This window comes from Treponema pedis, assembly GCF_017161325.1.
Classification (GTDB): domain Bacteria; phylum Spirochaetota; class Spirochaetia; order Treponematales; family Treponemataceae; genus Treponema_B; species Treponema_B pedis.
The window spans coordinates 454,791-476,966 of the sequence record NZ_CP045670.1 but is presented as its reverse complement, the minus strand read 5'-3'; the positions used below and the strand labels follow the sequence as shown (position 1 = coordinate 476,966).

Here is a 22,176-nt window from a genome sequence, read left to right as displayed (position 1 = left end):
TTTGTTTAAATTTGCGCTCTTGTATTATCCGCTCAACCGAAAACCGCATTGTTTTATGCCGTGTCCAAAGCCTTTTACATTATTCCGTCGGGAAAGCCTCGAAGAATTCCCGCCCGGGTACCTTCGGTTCCGCCTGCCGTTTATATTGTACCAAAAGTAAGGGGCGGTAATTTTGTGTCGCAAATCGGTAATTTTTTTATCTAGCAATCGTCGATTGTAAGACTGCCGATGTCTTTTTTTATCGGGCAATGTCCAATTACCAATTCCGTATGTAGACGGTCTATCGTTCCGTATGTAGACGGTCTATCGTTATCCTAAATAAGAGCTTTATCCTTCGGTCTTAGGTAAAAAAAGGGGGCTTTAAAAGCCCCTTTTTTTTACATATCATCTAAAAAACTTTCTTCTTCGATAAGTTCCTGCTCTTCCAAGGCTTGAGCGGCTTCCGCTTCAAGTCTTCTTCGCTCCAAAATTTCGTTCATTTGAATATCCAAATCGCTTTTGTTTTTATCAAAGAGTTTTATATCGCGATACTGCTTCATTCCGGTTCCTGCGGGAATTAAGTGACCGATTATTACGTTTTCTTTTAAGCCTCTAAGCTCGTCCGCAGAACCTGCAATTGCGGCATTCGTTAAGACCTTTGTAGTTTCCTGGAACGAGGCTGCGGAAATAAACGAATCGATATTTAAAGCGGCCTTTGTAATTCCTTGGAACATAGGACGGGCAACAGCCGGCTGTCCGCCTTCTTCCATAACTCTCTTATTTTCTTCATGGAAGCGATATTTATCAACTTGTTGATTAAAGATAAATTTCGTATCTCCTACCGAAACGATTTGAACCTTTCTTAACATTTGCCTTACGATTATACCTACATGCTTGTCGTTAATCGTAACGCCTTGCGCATCATAAACTTCTTTAATTTCTTTCATTAAGTAATTTTGAAGCGCATTTTCACCTAAGATATTCAAAATATCGTGCGGGTCATATCCTCCGTCGCAAAGCGGCTCGCCCGCTTTAACGGTATCGCCGTCGCGTACAAGCATTAGCTTTCCTATCGGAACGAGATGTTTAAAATCGCGGCCGTAATCGTCGCGTACCATTATTGTACGCTTACCCTTAAGTAAGCCTTTTTTAATCGTAACTACTCCGTTAATTGCAGCAAGAACCGCAGGCGATTTGGGACGGCGGGCTTCAAGAAGCTCAGAAACTCTCGGAAGACCTCCCGTAATATCCTTTGTTTTTACCGATTCTTTTGCTATTTTAGCCAAGACCGTACCGGCTTTTATTTCCTGCCCCTCGTTTACTAAAAGCTGAGCTCCGCCCGGCAAAAAGTATGAGTCTTCTCCTATCGGGTTACCGGATTCGTCGGAAATAAAGATTCTGGGCTGCATTTTATCAAAGTGTGAATCGCTTATGCGCCTTTCGGTAACATCGGTTTCTTCCGTTAAAGTAGTTCCGATAATTATATCTTCAAATCGGACAAAGCCGTCATATTCGGACAAAATCGGGTCGGCAAAGGGGTCAAAGGTTGCTATTGTTTCTCCCGCAGGAATAATTTCTTCCGGTTTTACAATTACTTCGGAACCGTTACGGATTTCTATAGCTTGTTCGTTTCCGATAAGGTAAATCATATTATCCCTTACTTCCGCAATAGCTATATCTTCCGAAAGCACTTCTTTTCCGTTTTTAAGCGTATAAACGGGATTACCCTTTATTACACGCATTCCCGTTTTTACCAAGGCCGTTTCATCTTTTTTAAGTTTATATTCATGCAATATGCGGTTAAATTTCAATTCGCCTTTACGTGTAAACAATAAGTGTTTGTTTTTAAGCGTAACGTAAGAACCCGTAATTTCACGTACTATAATTGAATAATCGTTAAATACTACGCGGTTTTCTTCTACGTTTTTAGAAGCCGTTCCTCCCTCGTGGAAGGTACGCATTGTAAGCTGAGTACCCGGCTGACCGATTGATTGAGCTGCAATAATTCCTACGGCTTCGCCTATGCGGACAATTTTATTACGGGCCAAATCCCGACCGTAACATTTTACGCATACGCCGTGTTTCGATTCGCAAGTTAAAACCGTTCTTAATTTTACGCTTTCTATTCCCGCTTCTTCGATTTTTTTAGCGGTTTCATCTGTAATGTATTCGTTTACATCTATCAAAAGCTCTCCGGTAATCGGGTGAACTACACGTTCAAGGGTATATTTTCCGGTAATTCTATCGCTTAACGATTCTACGATTTCGTCTCCGCGTTTAATCGCAGTGTATTCAATTCCGTTAATCGTGCCGCAATCTTCTTCATTTACAACTACGTTTTGCGCAATATCTACAAGACGTCTTGTTAAATAACCCGCATCTGCGGTTTTAAGAGCCGTATCGGTTAAACCCTTTCTTGCTCCGTTCGTAGAAATAAAGAATTCCATAACGTTTAGGCCTTCTTTAAAGTTAGAGCGGATAGGAAGTTCTATAATGTCTCCCGTGGGCTTTGACATAAGACCTCGCATACCTGCAAGCTGGTTTATCTGGTCTTTATTACCGCGGGCACCGGAGGTAGCCATCATGTGAATCGTATTAAACCCGCCCTTGTCTTCCTGCAGACGCTTCATAAGAATGTCTTTAAGGTTGGAGTTGGCTTTTTGCCAAACGTCAACAACGCGGTTGTAGCGCTCTTCCTGCGTAATGTGGCCGCCCTTGTATTGGTTATAAATTTCCAAAACTTCTTTATTAGCCCTATCAAGCATATCGGCTTTTTCAGGCGGAATAATCATATCTTCCATACTGAGAGTTGCGCCGAAATAAGTGGCATACTTATATCCTACAGCCTTTAATTTATCCAAAAGCTGAACGGCAAGATATGAGCCCTTATCCCTAAATACGTCTTCGATAAGTTTTTTTATTTTTTTATCGTTCAGCGCATCGTTCGTAAAGGGAACGCCTTCAGGCATTTCTTCATTAAAGAGAATTCTTCCGGGGGTTGTTATGACTTTTTCGATTTTACCCGGAGAAGTTTCGTAATCTATTATAATTTGCTCCTGCCAGCCTACGGAACGGCATTCCGCAGCCATTAAAACTTCTTCCGCGGAAGAATAACGGCGAGGTTGTTTACCTTCGGGCAAGGCTCTTTCTTTTGTAAGATAATAAAGCCCCAAAACCATATCCTGCGTGGGGAAAACAATAGTTTTTCCGTTTGCGGGGTCAAGCAGGTTTCTTGCCGAAAGCATAAGATTCCAACATTCCATTTGCGCTGCTTGAGTAAGCGGCACGTGAATTGCCATTTGGTCTCCGTCAAAGTCGGCGTTAAAGGCCTTACATACAAGCGGGTGAAGCCTGATAGCCTTTCCTTCAACTAAAACCGGCTCAAAGGCTTGGATTCCCAATCTGTGAAGGGTCGGCGCACGGTTAAGCATTACGGGGTGTTCGCTTACAACCTCGTCCAAAACCGCAAATACTTCAGGCGCTTCCTGTTCGACAAGGAGTTTTGCTTTTTTGATATTGGTAACAACTTCTTTTTGAACAAGTTTTTTCATTATAAAAGGCTTAAACAGTTCCAAAGCCATTTTTGTAGGTAAGCCGCATTGCCAAAGTTTAAGCTCGGGGCCTACAACAATTACGGAGCGTCCCGAATAGTCTACCCGTTTACCCAGCAGGTTTTGACGGAACCGCCCCTGTTTTCCCTTTAATAAATCGGAAATTGATTTTAAAGGTCTGTTTGAAGCTCCTTTTATCGCCTTTTTACGTTTGGAATTATCGAATAAGGCATCAACCGCTTCCTGAAGCATACGTTTTTCGTTTCTTATAATAATATCGGGTGCTTTAAGCTCCATAAGTTTGCTTAAGCGGCTGTTTCTATGAATAACGCGGCGATATAAATCATTTAAATCCGAAGTGGCGAACCGTCCTCCGTCCAATTGAACCATGGGTCTTAAATCGGGAGGAATAACGGGAATTACGTCCAAAATCATCCATTCGGGGCGGTTTCCCGAAGCACGGAAATTTTCTACTATTTCTATCCTGCGCAAAAGTCTTTGGTCGCTTTTCGCCCCTTTTTCTATCATTTTGGCACGCAGTTCGGCGGCAAGCTCATCAAGGTTAATATTTTGTAATAAGGTCTTTACAGCGTCCGCTCCCATTCCGGCCGTAAAAGAACCGCCGTAACGTTCCCTTGCGTCCCTATACTCATCTTCGGTTAAAAGCTGCATAGGCTCAAGGTCGGTATCGTTTGCATCTATAACGATGTATTTTTCGTAATATAAAACCGAGCGAAGGGCTGCAACTTGTAAATTAAGCAAAAGCCCCATTCTGCTGGGCACGGAACGGTAATACCAAATATGCGAAACGGGAGCCGCAAGCTCAATATGCCCCATTCTTTCGCGTCTTACCTTAAAGTGAGTAACTTCTACACCGCACCTGTCGCAAATAACGCCCTTATAGCGTATGGATTTAAATTTTCCGCAAAAACATTCCCATTCTTTTGTAGTACCGAAAATCCTTTCGCAAAACAAACCGTCCCTCTCCGGCCGGAGAGTTCTATAGTTAATGGTTTCAGGCTTTTTAACCTCACCGTACGACCACGCTCTGATGGTATCGGGTGAAGCAAGTTTTATCATTAAACTGTCGAAATCCTGTATATCTCTCATAATTACCCCTTTATATTGTTTTGCTTAAAAGTCCGTACTGGTCTTTTCCCGCTTAATCAGCTCTTCATCTCTTTCGGTTAAGGGAATTTGCTGTCCCTTAGCATCATAAATTGTAAAGTCGAGAGCCAAACCTCTTAATTCCTGAACCAAAACGTTAAAGGATTCAGGGATTCCTGCGGAACTTGAAGGTTCCCCTTTTACAATTGATTCATATATTTTTGAACGCCCGTGCATATCATCGGACTTTATCGTAATAAGTTCCTGCAAGGTATTTGCCGCTCCGTAAGCCTCAAGAGCCCAAACTTCCATTTCTCCCAAACGCTGACCGCCGAATTGAGCCTTTCCGCCCAAGGGCTGTTGCGTAACCAAAGAATAAGGGCCCGTCGAGCGTGCATGCATTTTATCATCTACAAGGTGCGCCAGTTTTAAGAAGTAAATAACGCCTACAAAAACCTCGTTTTCAAAAAGCCTGCCGGTAAGTCCGTCCCTAAGTTTTACCTTGGAATTAGTCGGGTATCCCGCTTCCTTTAATTTCGCTTCTATTTGCTCCATACTCGGAGATTCAAAAACGGGAGATTCATACCATTCATTGAGCTTTAAACCTGCAAGTCCCAGCTCCGATTCAAGGATTTGTCCCACATTCATTCGCGAAGGAACACCCAGAGGATTTAAACAAATATCCAAGGGAGTGCCGTCTTCCATATAAGGCATATCTTCTTCCGGAAGAATTCTGGCAACCAAGCCCTTATTTCCGTGACGTCCTGCCATTTTATCGCCTTCGCGGAGTTTACGCTTTGTAGCGATTAAGACCTTTACAACTTCTTCAACTCCGGGATTTAAATCGTCCCCTTGAGACCTCTTTAAACGCTGAACATCTATAACCGTTCCCTCCGTTCCGTGCGGAACACGTAAAGAAGTATCTCTTACCTCTTTTGCCTTTTCACCGAAAATGGAATTAAGAAGTTTAAACTCGGGCGTAGTATCGCTTTCGCTCTTGGGCGTAACCTTTCCTACAAGAATATCGCCAGCTTTAACCTTGGAGCCTATGCGGATAATACCTTCGCTGTCCAAATCGTCCAAACTTTTTTCCGACTTATTCGGAATATCGCAGGTCATTTTTTCCGAACCGAGTTTTGTTTCCCGCACTTCGGTAGAAAGCTCTTTTATATGAATTGAAGTAAACATATCTTCTTTTAAAACCCGGCGCGAAATTAAAATAGCGTCTTCGTAGTTATAACCGTTCCAAGGAACAAAGCCTACAAGAATATTCCTTCCCAGTGCCAGCTCTCCGTTATAAGTTGCAGGCCCGTCCGCAATCGGCTCGCCCTCTTTTACCGTCATTCCTACAGTTACAATAGGACGCTGATGATAACAAGTTTCCTGATTTGTCCTTTGATATTTTAAAAGCTGATATTCATCTTTATCGTCTTTATTTTTTGCATTTTCGGGTATAATTACAATACTTTCGGAAGAAACATATTCCACCTTACCCGCTCTCTTTGCCTTAATAAGAACGCCTGAATCGTAAGCGCACTTTTTTTCCATACCCGTACCTACACGCGGCGGCTCCGGGAAAACAAGGGGAACAGCCTGACGCTGCATGTTAGAACCCATAAGGGCGCGGTTTGCGTCATCATGCTCCAAAAACGGAATAAGTGAAGTTGAAACCGAAATAATCTGCTTAGGCGAAACGTCCATATACTGAATATCTTTCGGACTTCTTGAAGTATAATCGCCCAATCTTCGGCACGAAACCTGGTCGGTGTGAATTTTACCGTCCTTGCTTACGGCGGTGGAAACCTGTCCGATAAAATATTTGTCTTCGTCCATTGCGGAAAGATATTCGATTTCCCTCGTTGCAACTCCGTTTACAACCTTAACATAGGGGGCTTCCAAAAAACCGTATTCGTTTACGCGGGCATAATTTGCCATTGAAACGATAAGTCCGATGTTCGGTCCTTCAGGCGTTTCTATCGGGCACATTCTTCCATAGTGCGTATAGTGAACTTCCCGGACTTCAAAACCTGCCCTATCCCGTGAAAGACCTCCGGGACCTAAGGCATTAAGACGGCGCTTATGAGTAAGCTCCGCAAGAGGATTTACCTGGTCCATAAATTGAGATAATTGACTTGCCCCGAAAAATTCCTTTATGGCGGCCACAATAGGTTTAATGGAAATTAAGTCTTGCGGCTTAATCGTATCCATTTCTTTTGAGCTCATACGGTCGCGGGCAATACGCTCCATTCTTGAAAAAGACTTTTTTAAAACATCGGTCATAATTTCGCCGACGGAACGGATTCGCCTATTTCCCAAGTGGTCGATATCATCTATCATTTCTTCGCCGATATAAACCTTAATCAAAAGCTTCATCGTCTTAAAAATATCTTCTTCTATCAGAGTTGTTCCCTGAACTTCTTCAGAATAATCCAATTTTTTATTAAGTTTATAACGACCGACCTTTCCTATATCGTATCTTCGGGTAGTAAAAAAGGTATTATGCAAATCTTCTTTGGCGTTTTCATAAGTAATCGGGTCTCCAGGACGCAAAACACTGTACACCGCATTTAAAGCATCTTCCATAGTAGGCTCATCATGAAGTGCCGGGTCGGGAGTATATTTAATCTCTTCACGCTCAAAACAATTGATGATAATTTGAGAATTAAGAGAATTTTTAGCCTTAAAATCTATTATCGTAATTTTTTTTACGTTATTTTGAATTAAATCATCGATATTGTGCGGGTGAATTTTCTCTCCTGCCTGATGCATTTTACGCATTTCTCCGTCTTCACCCTTAATAAAAACGTCTCGTGCCAAAACCTGTCCTATAAGCTCTTCATATTCGGTTCTGTCGGAAGAAATTTTAGCCGTTTTCGTTTTATAAAATAAATCGATAATTTGCTCGCGGGTTTCATATCCCAAAGCCCTTAAAAAAATCGTTCCCAAAATACGCTTTTTACTGTCAAGTTTGGCATAAATAAGCTCTTTCTTTTGGTCGATTTCAAATTCGAGCCATGTACCTCGATACGGAATAATGCGGCTGGAATAAACACCCTTTTCATGCGAAAAAATAACACCTGGGGAACGGTGAATTTGCGAAACTACAACACGTTCCGCTCCGTTTATAATAAAGGTTCCGCGGTCGGTCATCAGCGGAATATCGCCCATATAAATACTTTTGCGGCGGATTTCCTTTGTTTCTTTAAAAAACAGGTCTATTTCGGCTTTTAGAGGAACGGAATAGGTTAAGCCCTTTTGTTTGCATTCTATTTCGGAAAACTTAATACTGTCATAATCCAAAGAATAAGAAAGATATTCAAGCGACATATCTTCATTTATGCTTTCAATCGGAAAAGTCGTTTGAAACACCGATTCCAAACCTTCAAGCTCTCCGTCTTCGCCGCTTTTTTTCTCCTTATTTTCGTTTAAAAACTTTTTATAAGACTGAATCTGAATATCTATGAGATTCGGAAGCTCCATAAAGTTAGGAACATCTTTTCCATAATATCTGCGATCTATCTTTTGACCTCTTGCAAACATTCCATACCCCCAATCCGTATTTAATCGCAAAAAGACTTCCCGAAATTCCATACGGGAAGTCTTTGAGAAAATTTATTTTTTTAAGTTTCAAGTCCATTCATATTTTTAATTGTTTGAAAGGACAAGCCGTCCCTGCGTATAAAACACGGGGCGGACGGCACTAAGCCGATATAATGCTTATTAAGCAATTTCTACTTCACCGCCGGCTGCAGTAATAGCTTCCTTAATTTTAGCCGCTTCTTCTTTAGAAACGTCTTCTTTAAGTACCTTGGGCGCGCCTTCAACAAGCTCTTTTGCTTCTTTTAAGCCGAGTCCCGGAATAACGTTTCGAACTTCCTTAATAACGGCAATTTTTTTGCTTGCATCTGCAAGAGCTTTTAAAGTTACCGTAAATTCGGTTTTTTCTTCTTCAGCTGCTCCCGCCGCCGCTCCGCCTGCAACTACCGCAACAGGAGCTGCCGCCGTTACGCCGAATTTTTCTTCCATTGCTTTAATAAGCTCGGAAAGTTCGAGAATCGTTTTTTCGCCGATTGCTTCAATAATTTGTTCGTTTGTTAATGCTGCCATATTATCTTCTCCTTAAAAATTTTCTATATTTACGCATTTAAGCGTTAAAGCAGACAGGTGTCAGCACTTGAAGCCTGACTGCCGTTTTACCGTTTTACTCTGCGGCGGAAGCTGCAGGCGCCTCTCCCTTATCGACAACAGCCTGCAAGGTTCGTACAAACTTGGCAGTTGTTGCGTTAACTGTAGACATAAACATTGCAATAAGGTCTTTTTTACCGGGCAATTTGGAAAAGGCTTCGATTTTCTTTGAATCGTAAATTTCACCGTCAACAACGGCACCTTTAATTACAAGAGCCGGAGCTTCTTTTGCATATTCAAACAAGGTCTTTGCCGCAACATTCGCATCTTCTCCGACCATAGCCAAAGCCGTAGGCCCTGTAAGCCAAGCATCGACATCTTTAATATTTGCATCTTCAAAAGCGATACGTGCAAAGTTATTTCGAATAACTTTAAAAGTACAATCATTTTCACGCAATTTTTTGCGAAGTTCCGTAATTTGCGAAACTTTAAGACCTCTATATTCGGTAAAAATAAAAGAAGAGGCGGCTTTTACATCGTTTTTAATGCTTTCAATCGCTTCAACCTTTTGGCGATTGGGATTTTTTGTTTTTAACGCCATTTTTACTCTCCTATTTTATAATCGACCCATACACCGGGCCCCATTGTAGAACTAATCGATACCGATTTTATATAATCGTTTTTAGCATCGCTCGGCTTTTTTCTCATAGCTTCATTTAAAAGAGCCTGAACGTTTTCCGCGATTTTTTCAGTCGGCATAGACACTTTCCCGACGGGCAAATGCACAACCCCGCCCTTATCCGCGCGGAATTCCACCCTACCTTTTTTAAGCTCGTTAATTGCAGCCGAAATATCGGTGGTAACCGTACCCGTTTTAGGATTGGGCATAAGCCCGCGTCTTCCCAAAACCATACCTAACCGGCCTACATCTTTCATCATATCGGGAGTTGCAACGGCGATATCAAAATCAAGCCAGCCGCCCTTAACCTTTTCGATATATTCCGAAGAACCCGCATAAGCCGCTCCGGCTTCAAGAGCTTCTTTTACCCTGTCATCAGTACAAAAAACCAATACTTTTTTTTCTCCGCGGAATTGATGAGGCAAAACCAGCGTATCCCGCACGGTCTGCCCTTTTCCGAGCTTTAAACTGATGTGCGCTTCAACGGTTTCATCAAATTTAGCATATTTTAATTCTTTTACAAGCTCCACCGCCTTGGATAAATCGTAGTGCTTGGCGGAATCATACTTTGCAACAGCATTTTTATAATTTTTTCCGTGTTTCATACTAACGTTCCACCTCTACACCCATACTTCTTGCGGTACCTGCAATAATTTTCTTTGCAGCTTCAATATCGTTTGCATTGATATCGGGCATTTTTGTTTTTGCGATTTCTTCCAATGCGGCTTTAGAAAGTTTTGCAACTTTATTGGTAACCGATGTAGCAGAACCTTTTTCAATTTTACAAGCTTTTTTGATTAAAACCGATGCGGGCGGAGTTTTAAGCTCAAAAGAAAAACTTTTATCCGCATAAACCGTAATTACAACGGGTATAATCAAACCGGGCTCCATAGATTTTGTACGGTCATTAAACTGCTGTACAAACTGCGGCGCACTTACACCGTGCGGGCCGAGAGCCGGACCTATAGGCGGAGCAGGAGTTGCCTTTCCTGCCGGACACATAACTTTAATCTGTGTCACAACCTTTTTTTTAGCCATTTATTTCTCCTTCCGGTACAAACGGAAACCTTTCGGCATCCTCCCGTAATTTAGACTGCAAAAAGGAATTTTTCAAAACCTCAACCGGTTAAAAAAAACTCCTGCAAAATTAAATAATTTCAGCTTGCGTCATTTCAACTTCCACCGGAGTGGTTCTGCCGAAAATAGCAACCATAACTCTAAGCTTATTTCTGTCAGCCATAACCTCATCAATAGTGCCCGTAAACGAGGCGAAAGCACCTTCAATGATTTTAACATGCTGACCTTCTGTAAAGTTTTGAATAAGACGGGGAGCTTTATCTCCCTTAATTTCTCCAGTTTTCTGCAAAATACCCTTTGCCTCATCTACCGAAATAGGCTGAGGCTTTTCATTACCGGCAGTTCCCAAAAAACCGCTTACACCCTGAATTTTACGTATTTCCGAACAAACGGGCTTCCACCCGGTATCGGGCAAATTCATTTCAACAAGTATATAACCGGGCAAAAACTTTCTCTTAACATTTTTCTTTTTTCCGCCCTTATTTTCGATAACAAGCTCTTCAGGAACCTTTATATCGGTAACGACTTCGCCGGAAATCAAACCGCGTTCAATTAGAGTACGTATTGCTCTTTCTATTTTGTTCTCATACCCGGAATAAGTATGCAGAATATACCAAGCTCTAGCCATTGTTTAGAATATCCAGCCTACGCATGCCACAAAAAAAGCATCAAGTCCGCCCAAAAAAAGAGCCACAATAAAAGTGGAGACCAACACCACCTTCACTGAAGACCAAACCTCTTCTCTCGAAGGCCAAACAACCTTTCTAAGCTCTCCGATACATTCTTTCCAAAAAGTTCCGACTTTACCCATAATAAACCTCGTTTTGTAAAATTACAGGCCAGGAAGGACTCGAACCCTCAACATTCGGTTTTGGAGACCGACGCTCTACCATTAGAGCTACTGACCTATGAAATTAAGTCCGCCGAAGCTATTCCAGAGGACAGCGAACTTAAAAACATTATTTAATTTTTGTTTCCTTGTGCATCGTATGCTTATGATCAAACGGACAATACTTCATCAACTCAAGCTTACCCTGAATATTTTTTCTGTTTTTAGATGTTGTATAATTCCTTCGCTTACATTCACTGCATTGAAGCGCTATAAGCTCTACAGCCGTTTTCTTAGCCATTACCTTTACCCTCCGTAAAAAACATAACTTCCTATTCCGGAAAAGCTCCCGAGCAGAATTGAACTGCTGACCCCAACCTTACCATGGTTGTGCTCTGCCGACTGAGCTACAGGAGCAAAAACCCCGCAAAAACGGGTTTTGCCATTCTATCAAATAGACGTTTTTTTGTCAAGAGATTGATTAAATGTTTTTGAAGTAAAAGTCAGTCTTTTTTAATAAAAAGCTGCATAAGCATAATAAAATCGTAAATCTTTTTATATGCTTCAACAAGCCATTCACGCACGGACCTGTCGGAATGCTGTTCTATTTCTTTCCAATTTTGAATCAACTCCCTCCTCGGTTTATCGTAATCGGCAATAATGGTTTTAAAATTGTTGCCTATTACGATAATATGCTTTAAAGATAAATGAATAAGTTTTAAAGCGGTTTCATTTACTTCTCCCAAAAGTTTCGCAGCCTGTCTGCCGGCTTCCTTTTCCCTCTCCATTCTCGAAAGCAGGGTTCTAAATTTAACCCCCATATCGGAAGCCTCGGAAAGTTTTTCATCAAATTCGACAACTTTTACCGAAAGCTGCATTATGGCATGAAAACTTTCGGAATATTCCGCTGTAGTTCCGGCAAAACCGCCCCAATTTCCACGCACTAAAAACAAATCACACAAAGCACGTATGTCCGTTTTTACATATTCAATTAAAAACGACTTTAAATAACTCATTTCTTCCGCATGAACAAAACCTGCAAGACCTTTTTTTACAAATACGGCATGAGAATCAAGCGTATAATTTTTCATTCCTGAAGAAATTCTATCGCCGAAGATACGACTTATCAAAACCGCCGCCTTGGATGATTTTTGGTCATGTAAAATCTTGTTTATTGTTGTTTGAGTTGAAGTTTTTAAATTTGAAATATAAACATCGGTAACCTTTTCCGTAAACGGAGTTACTTCAATGGAATATATAATATCCTCCGTTATATGCTGAATAAGATATTCCAAAATTTTGGAACGGCGTAAATCGTTGAGCATATTTAAAAGTTTTTTCCATTGCCCTTCATGCACAGGCTGAATATTTTTATAAGCCTTAATTATATTAAAAACGGCAGCCCAATCGGTATCGAAGCTGAGCTGATATAAAACGGCCGCAAAATCTTTTAAATCCTCGGCAATATACTCTCCGCGTATAGGCTGAAAACGGGGCTCATAGTTAAGATTATTCTCAACCATGCCGGAATCGAATTTTTTTAATAAAAAGTAATAATCGAATAAAACAAAATGGATAAAAGAATCCAGACTCTCATAAATCATATCGGTTTTTTGAGCTTGAGAAGAATCGAATTCTCCTACAAAAAGATTCAGTTCCTGCTTAACCGCTTCCGCCAGCGACGCGGCACTGCCGCCCTGTGCGGCACGTTTTGAAATAGCTTCTTCGGAAAAACCTTCCAATAATTTCTTCTGTTTAGCCGAAAGAGAATTTTCAACCGCAATATTCTTCAAAACCTTTGAAGAAACCGCTCCTGCAAGCAGAGGGCGGGCTTGTCCCACTACTTTGTAAACGGAATGAAAAAATTGAGCCGCATAAGGTAAAACCTCCTGCGAGTTGGGCTTATACCATTTACCGTACTTTGTCTTACTTATATTTTTAGCAATAGCCTTTAACTTCCGCTTTTTAATATTTTCGGGACTGTCCGAAGGAGCAAATAAATTCAATATCTTTTGAAAAAAACTTATTTCTTTCTTTGCCATAAATATAAATATGGTCTAAAATGAGAAATTTGTCAATCGGTCATTAAGCTGCGGATAACTGCAAACCGGCTTAACCGCTATGATATTTTATTCTTCGTTTTCGACCAAAAGCTTAATAACGGCTTGAGGCGTAGAAGCCCGCAACAGCTGTTCACGCTTTTCGGCACTTTTAAATAAAAGGCTTATTTGCGCAAGAAATTGTAAATGCGGACCCGTTTTATCGAGAGGCGAAAGCGTCATGATAAAAATACGCGCAGGCTCCTGGTCAAGAGAATCGAAATCTACAGGCGTATCCGCAATACCTATACACGCAACCAAATCGGATACGGAATCGGTCTTTCCATGCGGAATGGCAATGCCGTGCTTCATTCCCGTAGACATCTTACGTTCCCTATCCAAAACACAGGCCTTTGTTGCAGCCTTATCTTTTACCTTACCGGCTTTTACAAGCGTATCAAGTAACTCATCAATAATAGATTCTTTTGTTGTTCCCTTTAAGTGCAGATTTACCGTTTCGGTTGTAATTACGTCCTTTAAATCCACAGAATCGGGTTTTAATGCATCTTTAAATTCCATAACCTCATTTTAACCCTCTTTCAGTTAAAAGTCAAGTTTTTTTTGCATTTTATTCAAATTTCTTTCATTTTTTACCGATAAATCAATATATGAGTGCCGCAGACTTTTTCTACGTACTAAAAAGAATTTTAATTTCTCCTTACGTCATAGGAATTGCTATAGCCGTTACCTTATTTTTACAGCTGTTTTTTTATGTGGCAAATTATAATAAAAGACAGAAAACAATCCGTATAAGACGCTTAAAAAAGCCGTCCCCGCCGAAAGAACAGCCTGAACAAAAAACTTCAGATGACGGCGCCGCTTCGGAAGAAGAAAACGAATAATCAAATTTAAATTATAACCGATATATCAGTTTAAAAGCTTGAAGGTTTTTAAACGGAGCGTTAATTAACTCTTTATTTCGGAAACTTAAATGCCTGCTTTTATCGCTCTTACATACGGATATGAGCTTACAAAATTGCATAATAAAAAAAGTAATGGCAACTCCATGACTTACTACCAGAATGTTTTTTTCTTTCGTTTTTAATAAATCATTTATTGCACAATTAAATCTTGCCGTAACTTCGTAACGGGATTCACCTTCAGCATTTTTAACAAAGGGATTAAAAAACTGCTTTTCCCATAAACCGGATAATTCATCGGTTCCAAGTTTACGCTCGCCGAACCGCTCATCGATATTTATTTTAAGGTTAAATTTTTCCGCAAAATATTTTGCCGTAGAAACGGCACGTATATAATGGCTTGAGTAAACCGCATCAAGTTTTCCGAAGGTGTTGCTCATACTGAGTTTTTTTGCAGCCTCTTCTCCTTCAGAGCTTAAAACCAATTTTTCATTTTCAAGCTGCATATTTACCGAGCTACGTGAGGCATAAGGTTGTAAAATACCGGTATTTTCGATAGTATAACTATGCCTGAGCAAATAAACGGTTTTCATAAAGTTTTTATAACATATAAATTTTTATATGTCAACGGTCATATAAAACCGCTTAAAACTCGGGGTATAAGCTTAAAATTTCACCTTTTTAAAATTACCGTCTTTATCGGGAAAAATTATTTCTCCTAAAATTACGTTTTGCGTATTTTTCTCTTCTTTTCCGCTAAGCGAAAATGAAGTTTCCCCTACATCAATATTTGTCGTTAAGACACCATCTTTCATAATTTTAATATTCGCCGTTTTATCTTTATTTGTTTTATTGCCGCTCAATTTATCTTCAAAATCGCTATTTTTATCGGATAAATTATTTTTTACATTTGAATCTATTTTTACCGAAAAAGAAGCAGCCTTTTGTTTTTCTTCTTTATCCGCAAAAACGAATTTTACGTTATCCTCCCGGATTGCCTCCAAAAGTTTTAAAGCTTCTTCAGGCGTTATAATTCCGTCTTTAACCATATTTAAAATTTCAAGTTTTTCATTTTCCATAATTTTCTCCCGTTAAATTATTTTTTAAATTATATGCTTTCAAACATACAGCTTACAATCTACTATATTCCGCACGGTAAGAAAGTAAAGATAACAGGCGGAAAGAGATGCCTTCCTGAGTGTTTATCATACCTGCTTACCCTAACATTTATTCTTCGCTATCCTCTCCGCGCAAAACGGAAAGAGCCTTCTCAACCTTCATCTCTCCGGATTTTATTTTCTTTAAAATACTGCCTATATCAAATTCCGTTCCGTTTGAATCGGATATTCCGAGAGCGCAATTTATTTCTTCAATTTTGTTCCGCACGGTAGGATAAGAAATGCCGAGTTCCTTTTCCATATCGCGGATATTTCCGCGGTTTTTTAAAAACATTTTTACAAAATATTTTTGTTCTTTTGTCAGCTTACAAAACTCGCACAGTTCAAATTCTCCGACAAGGCTTGAATTACACGATTTACAATGCAGTTTTGAAACCGTAAATTCCCCTCCGCATACGGGACACTTGCCCATAACTTCCGCCATAACTTCTTAACAACCTCCATACATCAATTATTCGATATCCAAATATATAATAATAAAGGACGACTGTTTTGTCAAGTATATTTAATTAAAAACTTGAATATTTTTATTAAAAATATTTAAAAAAATATAAAATTTACTGATACAATATTAAATATTTTAATTTTATACTGCATTTTTAATTATATCGACGGATACGGAAAAACTAATTTTAAAGAAAGGCTCGGGTTTAATTAAAATTCCGTATTAAGAAATGAGGTCTTATTGTATGCCGAAGAATAACCACCGCTATCGGTTTTAATCCGAAAATAAAAATCCCCGCTTTTATAAGCAGGGATAAAAAGGTTTTAAAGAGTTTCACCCATTTGATAAAAAATTTTAAAAATCGGCAAAGCAGTCTTTTATACAAGTACAAGCGGTTTAAACCTTAAATTGGCTCATCTCTTCCGCAAGATTTTCTATATTTTCCTCATTTTTTCGGCTTATTCCGCTCACCTCGCAGGCAACTTTGTTTATTTTTTCTACACCTGAAACTACGGCCGCCATTCCCGAGGTAATATTATCCGTTACGCCGGTTAAACTATGCATTTCCTTTGAAATATGGTTACTGCCTGAAAGTATATCATGAGAACCGAGTCTTACGGCTTCGGTAACGCCCGTAATATTTTCCATAGCCTGTAAAAGCTGATCGCTTCCCGAACTTTGCTCATACATTGCATTCATAACCGTTTCTTCCTGAATTCTGACCGATTCGGTTAATTCAAAACTTTCCGTAAACAGCCGCTCTACTCTGACAGAAGATTCCGCAATCTTATCGATTTTCGATTTTAAATCTTTTAAAACGGAGGTTATTGTCTTTCCTTGAGTGCTCGATTCTTCCGAAAGTTTTCTTATTTCATCGGCAACGACTGCAAACCCTTTGCCGGCTTCCCCTGCATGAGCGGCCTCTATGGCTGCATTCATAGCAAGTAAATTGGTTTGACTTGCTATATGCTGAATTACATTTCCCGCTTCTACAAGGCTTTCCGATTCAAGACTTATTTCCTGTGTAATTTTTGCGGAACTTGCAGCCGAAATTTTAGCTTCTTGAGATTTTTCTTCAAGTTTTTCTATAAGGTCTTTATTTTTCTCTAAAATTCCGCTTACCATTCTTACGTTTTCTACCATTTGCAAAACAGCGGAAGAAGACTCCGTAACGCTTGAGGCTTGGGTGTCGATTTGAGAATCAAGAATTTCTATCGTTTTAACTATTAAATCCACAGCATGAGAAGTTGAAGCTATATTCGCCGTTTGATTTTCAATTTGCAGCTGAATATTATCTACACTGCCTTTAATTCTTGTTATAGAATCGGAGGTTTCCCCCATATTTTCGGCAAGCTGTTTGCCTATGCTTCTCATAGCATTGGTATTTTCCAAAGCCGATTTAATTGCCACTCCTATTTTTCCTATAGTTTTATTAAAATACTCCGAAAGTTTTGTAATTTCATCATTACCTTTTACCGGAAGCCTTACGTTTAAATTACCGTCTCCTTCGGATATATCCCGTAAAGCATTTACCATGCGTCTGATGGGTTTTGTAATTCCGCTTATAAAAAGCAGGGCGGCTATTATAAAGAGAACAAGCGAAACGGCTCCTATACCAATAATCAGTTTTAACATTTTAGCGTGCTCAAGTAAAACTTCTTCTTCCGACTGTACTGCAATCAGCTTCCAGTTAAGCCCTTCTATAGTGTGTACTTGAGTAAACCAATTTTTGTTATCCATAAAGATTTTAGCGCCGCTGTTTTTTAAAGAAACCAGTTTTGCCATATCTTTAACACCGGTTTCATTCAGTTTTTTAAAATTAAATTCTTTGTGTTTCGGGTCGGCAAGAATAACATCATCGTCTTGAACAAGTATAACATAACCGGTTTCTCCGATTTTAGATTTGGAAATCATATCGGTAAGAGTATTTAGGGTAAGCTCGATGCTCATATTTCCTATAAATTCATTTTTAAAAGAATAAACGCTTCGAGAAAGACAGACTACTATATCGCCTACGGTAGATAAATAAGCCTTTGTTAAAATCGTTTTTCCTCCGGCTTCGGAAGCAAGTACATACCATGAGCGTTTACGAGGGTCATACCCTGCCGACATTTCTCCGTCAAAACTTGTAGCATATCCGCCCCATTTCGTGCCCAAATAAACTTCTACATATTCATCAAACCTGCCTAAAAAATGTTTAAATAAGGCGGTTAAGGTTTTTTCATTTTCACTTTTTATTGTATCGGCGGCTTTTATATTTTCTTTATCCAAATAATATCTATGAAGAGAATCATCGGCATTGCGTACATCGGAATGCTCCGAAAGAGTACTTAAAACGCTCTTAGTATTATTAAAAAACACGCTTACGCTGTAGTCTATATGATTAAGTTCCGAAGATGTGCGGTTATAAAACCGTGTAAGACAATTCCGTCTACTGGTATAACCGGTAATAAGCACAATAGCTATAATAAACGTTAAAATTATTAACGTAAGACTTAATACAAGTTTGTGCCGAATTGAAAATATTTTGTTTTTCACCATTTAATCCTTGCCGTTTTCATTATAAGATGAAAACAACGGAAGCTAATAATATCAAAAAATTATAAAAAAATCAATAGAATTTTTTAATATTATCCTTATAATTTCTATCGATATAAAACGACGGCGGTTATTTTAATAGGAAAAGTAAAAAAAATCCTATCTTAAATTATCTATTAAAAATTATCTTTTTCTCTTGACCTTTCTTTTACTTTATTATAAAATATAATCCTAAACTTAACAGGTTTAAATTCAATTTATAAGGACGAGCAAAATGCGTAAGTGAGTATTTACCCGCGAAGTAATTTTACTTCATACCGCAGCTGCATATAAACTTTCAAAAAAGGTTTATAAGGCACGAAGGGTAAACCGTGCATTTATGCCCGCCTTTTCCCTTCAAATATAAAATCTTTTAAATTTTTACCGCCGCGATTTTGCAGCTCTTACACATCTTGCAAATTAAAGAATGTATTACGCAGGAATTGACATAGGCTCTACGGCAAGCAAAACCGTCATTATGGACGGAACAAAACAAAATATTCTCTACAAAAAAATCCTTCCTTCAGGCTGGAACAGTAAGGAAACGGGGCTTACAATTTTCGATTGGATAAAAGAAACTTTAAACGGAGCAAAAGTAACAATTACGGCAACGGGCTACGGAAGAATAAGCGTTCCCTTTGCCGATAAAACCGTAACCGAAATTACCTGCCACGGGAAAGGCGCATACTTTTTATGCAAAAAGGATTTAACCGTTATCGACATAGGCGGACAGGACACAAAAATAATTATTTTAAAAAACGGAAACGTTACGGATTTTATTATGAACGATAAGTGTTCCGCAGGAACCGGCAAGTTTTTAGAAATTATGGCAAACAGATTAGGTGTAAGTTTGGAAGAAATGTTTACGCTCGCTTCTAAAGGAAAGGATATAAATTTATCTTCCACTTGTACAGTATTTGCGGAATCTGAAGTTATTTCGTTAATGGGAAAGGGAACTCCGCGTGAAGATATTGCAATGGGTGTAATAAATCAAATTGTTTCAAAAGTAATTTCACTTGTAAACAGAAAACCTCTTTCCGAAAATTATTTTTTAACGGGCGGTTTCGGCGGCAGCACCTTTGTAATAAACGAAATTGAAAAAAAATTAAAGAAAAAAGTTTTTTCCGATAAACTTTCAGTTTATGCGGGAGCCTTAGGAGCCTGCCTTTTGGGAAAATAGGAGAAGCGGAATGATTATAGATAAGGATTTTTTATCGGATTTAAGACGTAATGCATATATAGAATGTACCGAAAATTATTTAGCGCATGATAATGTTGTAGGAATTTTCGGAGATGAACTTCCCGAAGAAATATTTTACGGCTGCAGCTTGATTCCCGTTCCTCTTGAAGGGGTTGACGCCCATATTTTCCGCTTCGGTAAACAGGATGAAGGAAAGGATTTGTGCGATGTAATTAAAAGCACCCTCATTTATCTTACAACACAAAAATGCCCTATCTTATATTCCTGCAAAACATACGTTATTGAAAACAAATGCCCGCTACTTTACAATACCTTAAAAGAAAATACCGAAAAGCCGGTTATAATTTACGAAAACGAAAAACAGTTAAAACAAGCCTTATGTAAAATTTACAATACGCAATACAGTGAAAACAAAACACAAAAAGCAAAAAACGATTTAGACTATATTAAAAACATTTTAACCGAAATCGAGTTGTATTCGGATTTAAATACGGAAGAAGTTTTTTTACTTACCTTTTACTCAAAATATATGACCGATTTATCTATGCGTAAAAAATATTTTAAATCGCTTAAACAAAAAATAAATTTCCGAAATGAAAAAAAGAAGATACAAAAAATATCGGCTCTTTGCCCTCGCGGAAATTATAAATCCGTTTGCAGCGAAATAAATTCCAATTCCGCAAGACTATACCGAAGCTGGGATAATTCGGATTACGGATATGCAAATTGTATTTTTAATTTTAAAAACGAAAAAAATTACGAAGAGGAGAATAAAAACGCCTCTTTTTAAAACAAAAAAAATGTGCCTAATATCTTTTAATAGGAGTATAAATTATGGCTGACAACAGAAAAATGTGGGAAGACCTCGGAATGAATCTTCAAACGCACGACATGCTTTGCGAGGTATTGCCGCAAGCATTCGGTGATGTGTATCTATCGCAGGGCAACAGACCTGACGGTATGGATTATTTTAATATGGTAGTTGCCGATATTCACGGCATACGGCCTGCGGAATTGGTGGAATTTCAAAAAAAAGGAGGAAAGGTTGTAGGCTCTTTTTGTATCCACGTACCCGATGAAGTAGTAGTCGCCGGAGGAGCTATTGCAACGGGACTTTGTTCCGGGTCGCAGTTTTGGGTTCCCGGCGGAGAAAAGGTTTTGCCCACTGCAACGTGCCCCTTAATTAAAGCGTCTTTAGGTGCACGCTTTGACAAAACCTGCCCCTTCTTTAGACTCTGCGATTTATTCACCGGAGAAACCGCTTGCGACGGAAAGAAAAAGGCTTGGGAAATTTTAGCTGAAGATGCGCCGATGTATATTATGGATATTCCGCAAATGAAACGTCCTGAAGATTATACAAAGTGGTCAAACGAAATTAAAAACTATATTAAACGCATTGAAGAATTAACCGGAAACAAAATTACGGAAAGCTCATTAAAAGCGGCGATAGTCTTATTAAACAATAAGCGGAAAGCCCTGCAGCGGTTAAATAATTTTAGAAAACTTGAAAACATTCCTATTTCGGGAAAAGATGTGCTACTCATTCATCAAATTGCATTTTATGATGACCCTGCACGGTTTACTTCTATGGTAAATAAACTTTGCGATGAACTTGATAAGCGTAAAACAGAAGACGTGTCGGTTTTTAAAAAAGGAACAAAAAGAATTCTTTTGACGGGAACGCCGCTTTCAATTCCGAATTGGAAAGTTCATCATATAATAGAAACGTCAGGCGGAGCGGTAATTTGCGAAGAAATGTGTACCGGCATACGCTATTGTGAAGCTCTTGTAAAAGAAACGGGCAACACAATGGACGAGCTTATAGATAATTTAACCGAGCGTTATTTGGGGCATATAAATTGCGCTTGCTTTACACCCAATAAATCGCGCATAGAAGATATTATCCGTCTTGCAAAAGAATACAAGGCTGACGGGGTTATCGACCTTAATTTAAAGTTTTGCAGCATTTATGACAGCGAAGGTTATTTTGTCGAACGGGAATTGCAAAAAGCGGGTATTCCCTGTTTGGGAATTGAAACCGATTATACCGATGAAGATGCGGAACAATTAAAAACACGCATCGGAGCGTTTATCGAAATGCTGGCGTAAAACAGATACTTTGCCGGTTAGGATTTAAAAAATCAAACCGGCAATTTTATAAATATTTTATAAAAACTGCATAATGAAAAACCATTATTTATTTTTTGAAGATTCTAAAACGGCAATTTCCTTTTATTCCGAAATAAAAAAAGCGGGAGTAAAATGCACTATGGCGCCTACTCCGCGAGCAGCCGGCACCTGCTGCGGCGTAAGTATTTTATATTATAATCCTTCCGATAAAAGCATAATAGAGCAAACCGCCGAGCATACAAAAACCCGTATTCAAAAATTTTGGGATTGCGAAAATGAAGATAACCCGTACAGAAACAGGTTTTGTTAAATTCAAAATATAAAAGAATTTTAAAAATA

At 39.1% G+C, this 22,176-nt stretch carries 20 protein-coding genes and 2 tRNA genes; 5 read left to right on the top strand and 17 right to left on the bottom strand.

Going from position 1 to position 22,176, the window contains the following annotated elements; genetic code table 11:
* Window positions 1-377: 377 nt before the first annotated feature.
* From rpoC to DYQ05_RS02055, 13 genes are all read right to left on the bottom strand, one after another.
* Window positions 378-4,640: a DNA-directed RNA polymerase subunit beta' gene (rpoC, locus tag DYQ05_RS02115; RefSeq protein ID WP_206183746.1), complete on the bottom strand. Its 4,263-nt coding sequence runs from the start codon at window positions 4,638-4,640 to the stop codon at window positions 378-380.
* A gap of 24 nt (window positions 4,641-4,664) precedes the next feature.
* Window positions 4,665-8,177 carry a DNA-directed RNA polymerase subunit beta gene (gene rpoB / locus DYQ05_RS02110; RefSeq protein WP_024465397.1) on the bottom strand — a complete coding sequence of 1,171 codons (3,513 nt, stop codon included), beginning with the start codon at window positions 8,175-8,177 and terminating at the stop codon, window positions 4,665-4,667.
* Window positions 8,178-8,357: 180 nt separating this feature from the next.
* Window positions 8,358-8,744, bottom strand: a complete 387-nt coding sequence (rplL, locus tag DYQ05_RS02105) for a 50S ribosomal protein L7/L12 (RefSeq protein WP_020964243.1) — start codon at window positions 8,742-8,744, stop codon at window positions 8,358-8,360.
* Between the two features lie 94 nt (window positions 8,745-8,838).
* Window positions 8,839-9,363 (bottom strand): 50S ribosomal protein L10, encoded by a 525-nt coding sequence (rplJ, locus tag DYQ05_RS02100; protein WP_206183745.1) that lies wholly within the window; start codon window positions 9,361-9,363, stop codon window positions 8,839-8,841.
* Between the two features lie 2 nt (window positions 9,364-9,365).
* Window positions 9,366-10,046, bottom strand: coding sequence for a 50S ribosomal protein L1 (rplA, locus tag DYQ05_RS02095; protein WP_024465398.1), 681 nt, complete (start codon window positions 10,044-10,046; stop codon window positions 9,366-9,368).
* Between the two features lies 1 nt (window position 10,047).
* Window positions 10,048-10,479, bottom strand: coding sequence for a 50S ribosomal protein L11 (gene rplK, locus DYQ05_RS02090; protein WP_024465399.1), 432 nt, complete (start codon window positions 10,477-10,479; stop codon window positions 10,048-10,050).
* Between the two features lie 109 nt (window positions 10,480-10,588).
* Entirely contained in the window at window positions 10,589-11,146 is a 558-nt protein-coding gene (nusG, locus tag DYQ05_RS02085) for a transcription termination/antitermination protein NusG (protein ID WP_206183744.1), read from the bottom strand.
* 3 nt (window positions 11,147-11,149) lie between these two features.
* Window positions 11,150-11,329, bottom strand: a complete 180-nt coding sequence (gene secE, locus DYQ05_RS02080) for a preprotein translocase subunit SecE (RefSeq protein WP_020964238.1) — start codon at window positions 11,327-11,329, stop codon at window positions 11,150-11,152.
* A 24-nt stretch (window positions 11,330-11,353) separates the two neighbouring features.
* Window positions 11,354-11,426, bottom strand: a tRNA-Trp gene (locus DYQ05_RS02075).
* 51 nt (window positions 11,427-11,477) lie between these two features.
* Window positions 11,478-11,648, bottom strand: a complete 171-nt coding sequence (gene rpmG / locus DYQ05_RS02070) for a 50S ribosomal protein L33 (RefSeq protein ID WP_024465400.1) — start codon at window positions 11,646-11,648, stop codon at window positions 11,478-11,480.
* Between the two features lie 43 nt (window positions 11,649-11,691).
* Window positions 11,692-11,764: transfer RNA gene (locus DYQ05_RS02065), tRNA-Thr, on the bottom strand.
* 86 nt (window positions 11,765-11,850) lie between these two features.
* Window positions 11,851-13,389 (bottom strand): DUF5312 family protein, encoded by a 1,539-nt coding sequence (locus DYQ05_RS02060; protein ID WP_206183743.1) that lies wholly within the window; start codon window positions 13,387-13,389, stop codon window positions 11,851-11,853.
* 87 nt (window positions 13,390-13,476) lie between these two features.
* On the bottom strand, window positions 13,477-13,965 hold the full coding sequence (locus DYQ05_RS02055; protein ID WP_020964236.1) for a PTS sugar transporter subunit IIA: 489 nt from the start codon (window positions 13,963-13,965) through the stop codon (window positions 13,477-13,479).
* Window positions 13,966-14,054: 89 nt separating this feature from the next.
* On the opposite strand from DYQ05_RS02055, the gene DYQ05_RS02050 reads away from it, so the two are divergent.
* Entirely contained in the window at window positions 14,055-14,288 is a 234-nt protein-coding gene (locus tag DYQ05_RS02050) for a hypothetical protein (protein ID WP_020964235.1), read from the top strand.
* 11 nt (window positions 14,289-14,299) lie between these two features.
* Here DYQ05_RS02050 and DYQ05_RS02045 read toward each other — a convergent pair whose 3' ends face one another.
* The 4 genes from DYQ05_RS02045 to DYQ05_RS02030 form a co-directional block, all read right to left on the bottom strand.
* Window positions 14,300-14,899 (bottom strand): histidine phosphatase family protein, encoded by a 600-nt coding sequence (locus DYQ05_RS02045; protein WP_206183742.1) that lies wholly within the window; start codon window positions 14,897-14,899, stop codon window positions 14,300-14,302.
* 72 nt (window positions 14,900-14,971) lie between these two features.
* On the bottom strand, window positions 14,972-15,385 hold the full coding sequence (locus DYQ05_RS02040) for an SHOCT-like domain-containing protein (protein ID WP_206183741.1): 414 nt from the start codon (window positions 15,383-15,385) through the stop codon (window positions 14,972-14,974).
* Window positions 15,386-15,533: 148 nt separating this feature from the next.
* Complete coding sequence (locus tag DYQ05_RS02035; RefSeq protein WP_206183740.1) at window positions 15,534-15,908, bottom strand: DUF2089 domain-containing protein; 375 nt, start codon at window positions 15,906-15,908, stop codon at window positions 15,534-15,536.
* Window positions 15,909-16,325: 417 nt separating this feature from the next.
* Complete coding sequence (locus DYQ05_RS02030; RefSeq protein WP_194077055.1) at window positions 16,326-18,467, bottom strand: methyl-accepting chemotaxis protein; 2,142 nt, start codon at window positions 18,465-18,467, stop codon at window positions 16,326-16,328.
* Between the two features lie 466 nt (window positions 18,468-18,933).
* On the opposite strand from DYQ05_RS02030, the gene DYQ05_RS02025 reads away from it, so the two are divergent.
* The 4 genes from DYQ05_RS02025 to DYQ05_RS02010 all read left to right on the top strand — a co-directional run bounded on the left by DYQ05_RS02025 (window position 18,934) and on the right by DYQ05_RS02010 (window position 22,147).
* Window positions 18,934-19,686: an acyl-CoA dehydratase activase gene (locus DYQ05_RS02025; RefSeq protein WP_020964229.1), complete on the top strand. Its 753-nt coding sequence runs from the start codon at window positions 18,934-18,936 to the stop codon at window positions 19,684-19,686.
* Window positions 19,687-19,696: 10 nt separating this feature from the next.
* The gene (locus DYQ05_RS02020) at window positions 19,697-20,497 is read left to right on the top strand and encodes a hypothetical protein (protein WP_206183739.1); all 801 of its coding nucleotides are present in this window, start codon (window positions 19,697-19,699) and stop codon (window positions 20,495-20,497) included.
* Window positions 20,498-20,541: 44 nt separating this feature from the next.
* Window positions 20,542-21,816: a double-cubane-cluster-containing anaerobic reductase gene (locus DYQ05_RS02015; RefSeq protein ID WP_206183738.1), complete on the top strand. Its 1,275-nt coding sequence runs from the start codon at window positions 20,542-20,544 to the stop codon at window positions 21,814-21,816.
* A 73-nt stretch (window positions 21,817-21,889) separates the two neighbouring features.
* Window positions 21,890-22,147, top strand: a complete 258-nt coding sequence (locus tag DYQ05_RS02010; RefSeq protein ID WP_038176859.1) for a putative Se/S carrier protein — start codon at window positions 21,890-21,892, stop codon at window positions 22,145-22,147.
* Window positions 22,148-22,176: the final 29 nt, after the last annotated feature.

What these genes read in the sequence shown, in the direction of transcription:
- rpoC (WP_206183746.1), bottom strand. Translation starts at nt 4,640, where the DNA reads ATGAGAGATATACAGGATTTCGACAGTTTAATGATAAAACTTGCTTCA.
- rpoB (WP_024465397.1), bottom strand. Translation starts at nt 8,177, where the DNA reads ATGTTTGCAAGAGGTCAAAAGATAGATCGCAGATATTATGGAAAAGAT.
- rplL (WP_020964243.1), bottom strand. Translation starts at nt 8,744, where the DNA reads ATGGCAGCATTAACAAACGAACAAATTATTGAAGCAATCGGCGAAAAA.
- rplJ (WP_206183745.1), bottom strand. Translation starts at nt 9,363, where the DNA reads ATGGCGTTAAAAACAAAAAATCCCAATCGCCAAAAGGTTGAAGCGATT.
- rplA (WP_024465398.1), bottom strand. Translation starts at nt 10,046, where the DNA reads ATGAAACACGGAAAAAATTATAAAAATGCTGTTGCAAAGTATGATTCC.
- rplK (WP_024465399.1), bottom strand. Translation starts at nt 10,479, where the DNA reads ATGGCTAAAAAAAAGGTTGTGACACAGATTAAAGTTATGTGTCCGGCA.
- nusG (WP_206183744.1), bottom strand. Translation starts at nt 11,146, where the DNA reads ATGGCTAGAGCTTGGTATATTCTGCATACTTATTCCGGGTATGAGAAC.
- secE (WP_020964238.1), bottom strand. Translation starts at nt 11,329, where the DNA reads ATGGGTAAAGTCGGAACTTTTTGGAAAGAATGTATCGGAGAGCTTAGA.
- rpmG (WP_024465400.1), bottom strand. Translation starts at nt 11,648, where the DNA reads ATGGCTAAGAAAACGGCTGTAGAGCTTATAGCGCTTCAATGCAGTGAA.
- DYQ05_RS02060 (WP_206183743.1), bottom strand. Translation starts at nt 13,389, where the DNA reads ATGGCAAAGAAAGAAATAAGTTTTTTTCAAAAGATATTGAATTTATTT.
- DYQ05_RS02055 (WP_020964236.1), bottom strand. Translation starts at nt 13,965, where the DNA reads ATGGAATTTAAAGATGCATTAAAACCCGATTCTGTGGATTTAAAGGAC.
- DYQ05_RS02050 (WP_020964235.1), top strand. Translation starts at nt 14,055, where the DNA reads ATGAGTGCCGCAGACTTTTTCTACGTACTAAAAAGAATTTTAATTTCT.
- DYQ05_RS02045 (WP_206183742.1), bottom strand. Translation starts at nt 14,899, where the DNA reads ATGAAAACCGTTTATTTGCTCAGGCATAGTTATACTATCGAAAATACC.
- DYQ05_RS02040 (WP_206183741.1), bottom strand. Translation starts at nt 15,385, where the DNA reads ATGGAAAATGAAAAACTTGAAATTTTAAATATGGTTAAAGACGGAATT.
- DYQ05_RS02035 (WP_206183740.1), bottom strand. Translation starts at nt 15,908, where the DNA reads ATGGCGGAAGTTATGGGCAAGTGTCCCGTATGCGGAGGGGAATTTACG.
- DYQ05_RS02025 (WP_020964229.1), top strand. Translation starts at nt 18,934, where the DNA reads ATGTATTACGCAGGAATTGACATAGGCTCTACGGCAAGCAAAACCGTC.
- DYQ05_RS02020 (WP_206183739.1), top strand. Translation starts at nt 19,697, where the DNA reads ATGATTATAGATAAGGATTTTTTATCGGATTTAAGACGTAATGCATAT.
- DYQ05_RS02015 (WP_206183738.1), top strand. Translation starts at nt 20,542, where the DNA reads ATGGCTGACAACAGAAAAATGTGGGAAGACCTCGGAATGAATCTTCAA.
- DYQ05_RS02010 (WP_038176859.1), top strand. Translation starts at nt 21,890, where the DNA reads ATGAAAAACCATTATTTATTTTTTGAAGATTCTAAAACGGCAATTTCC.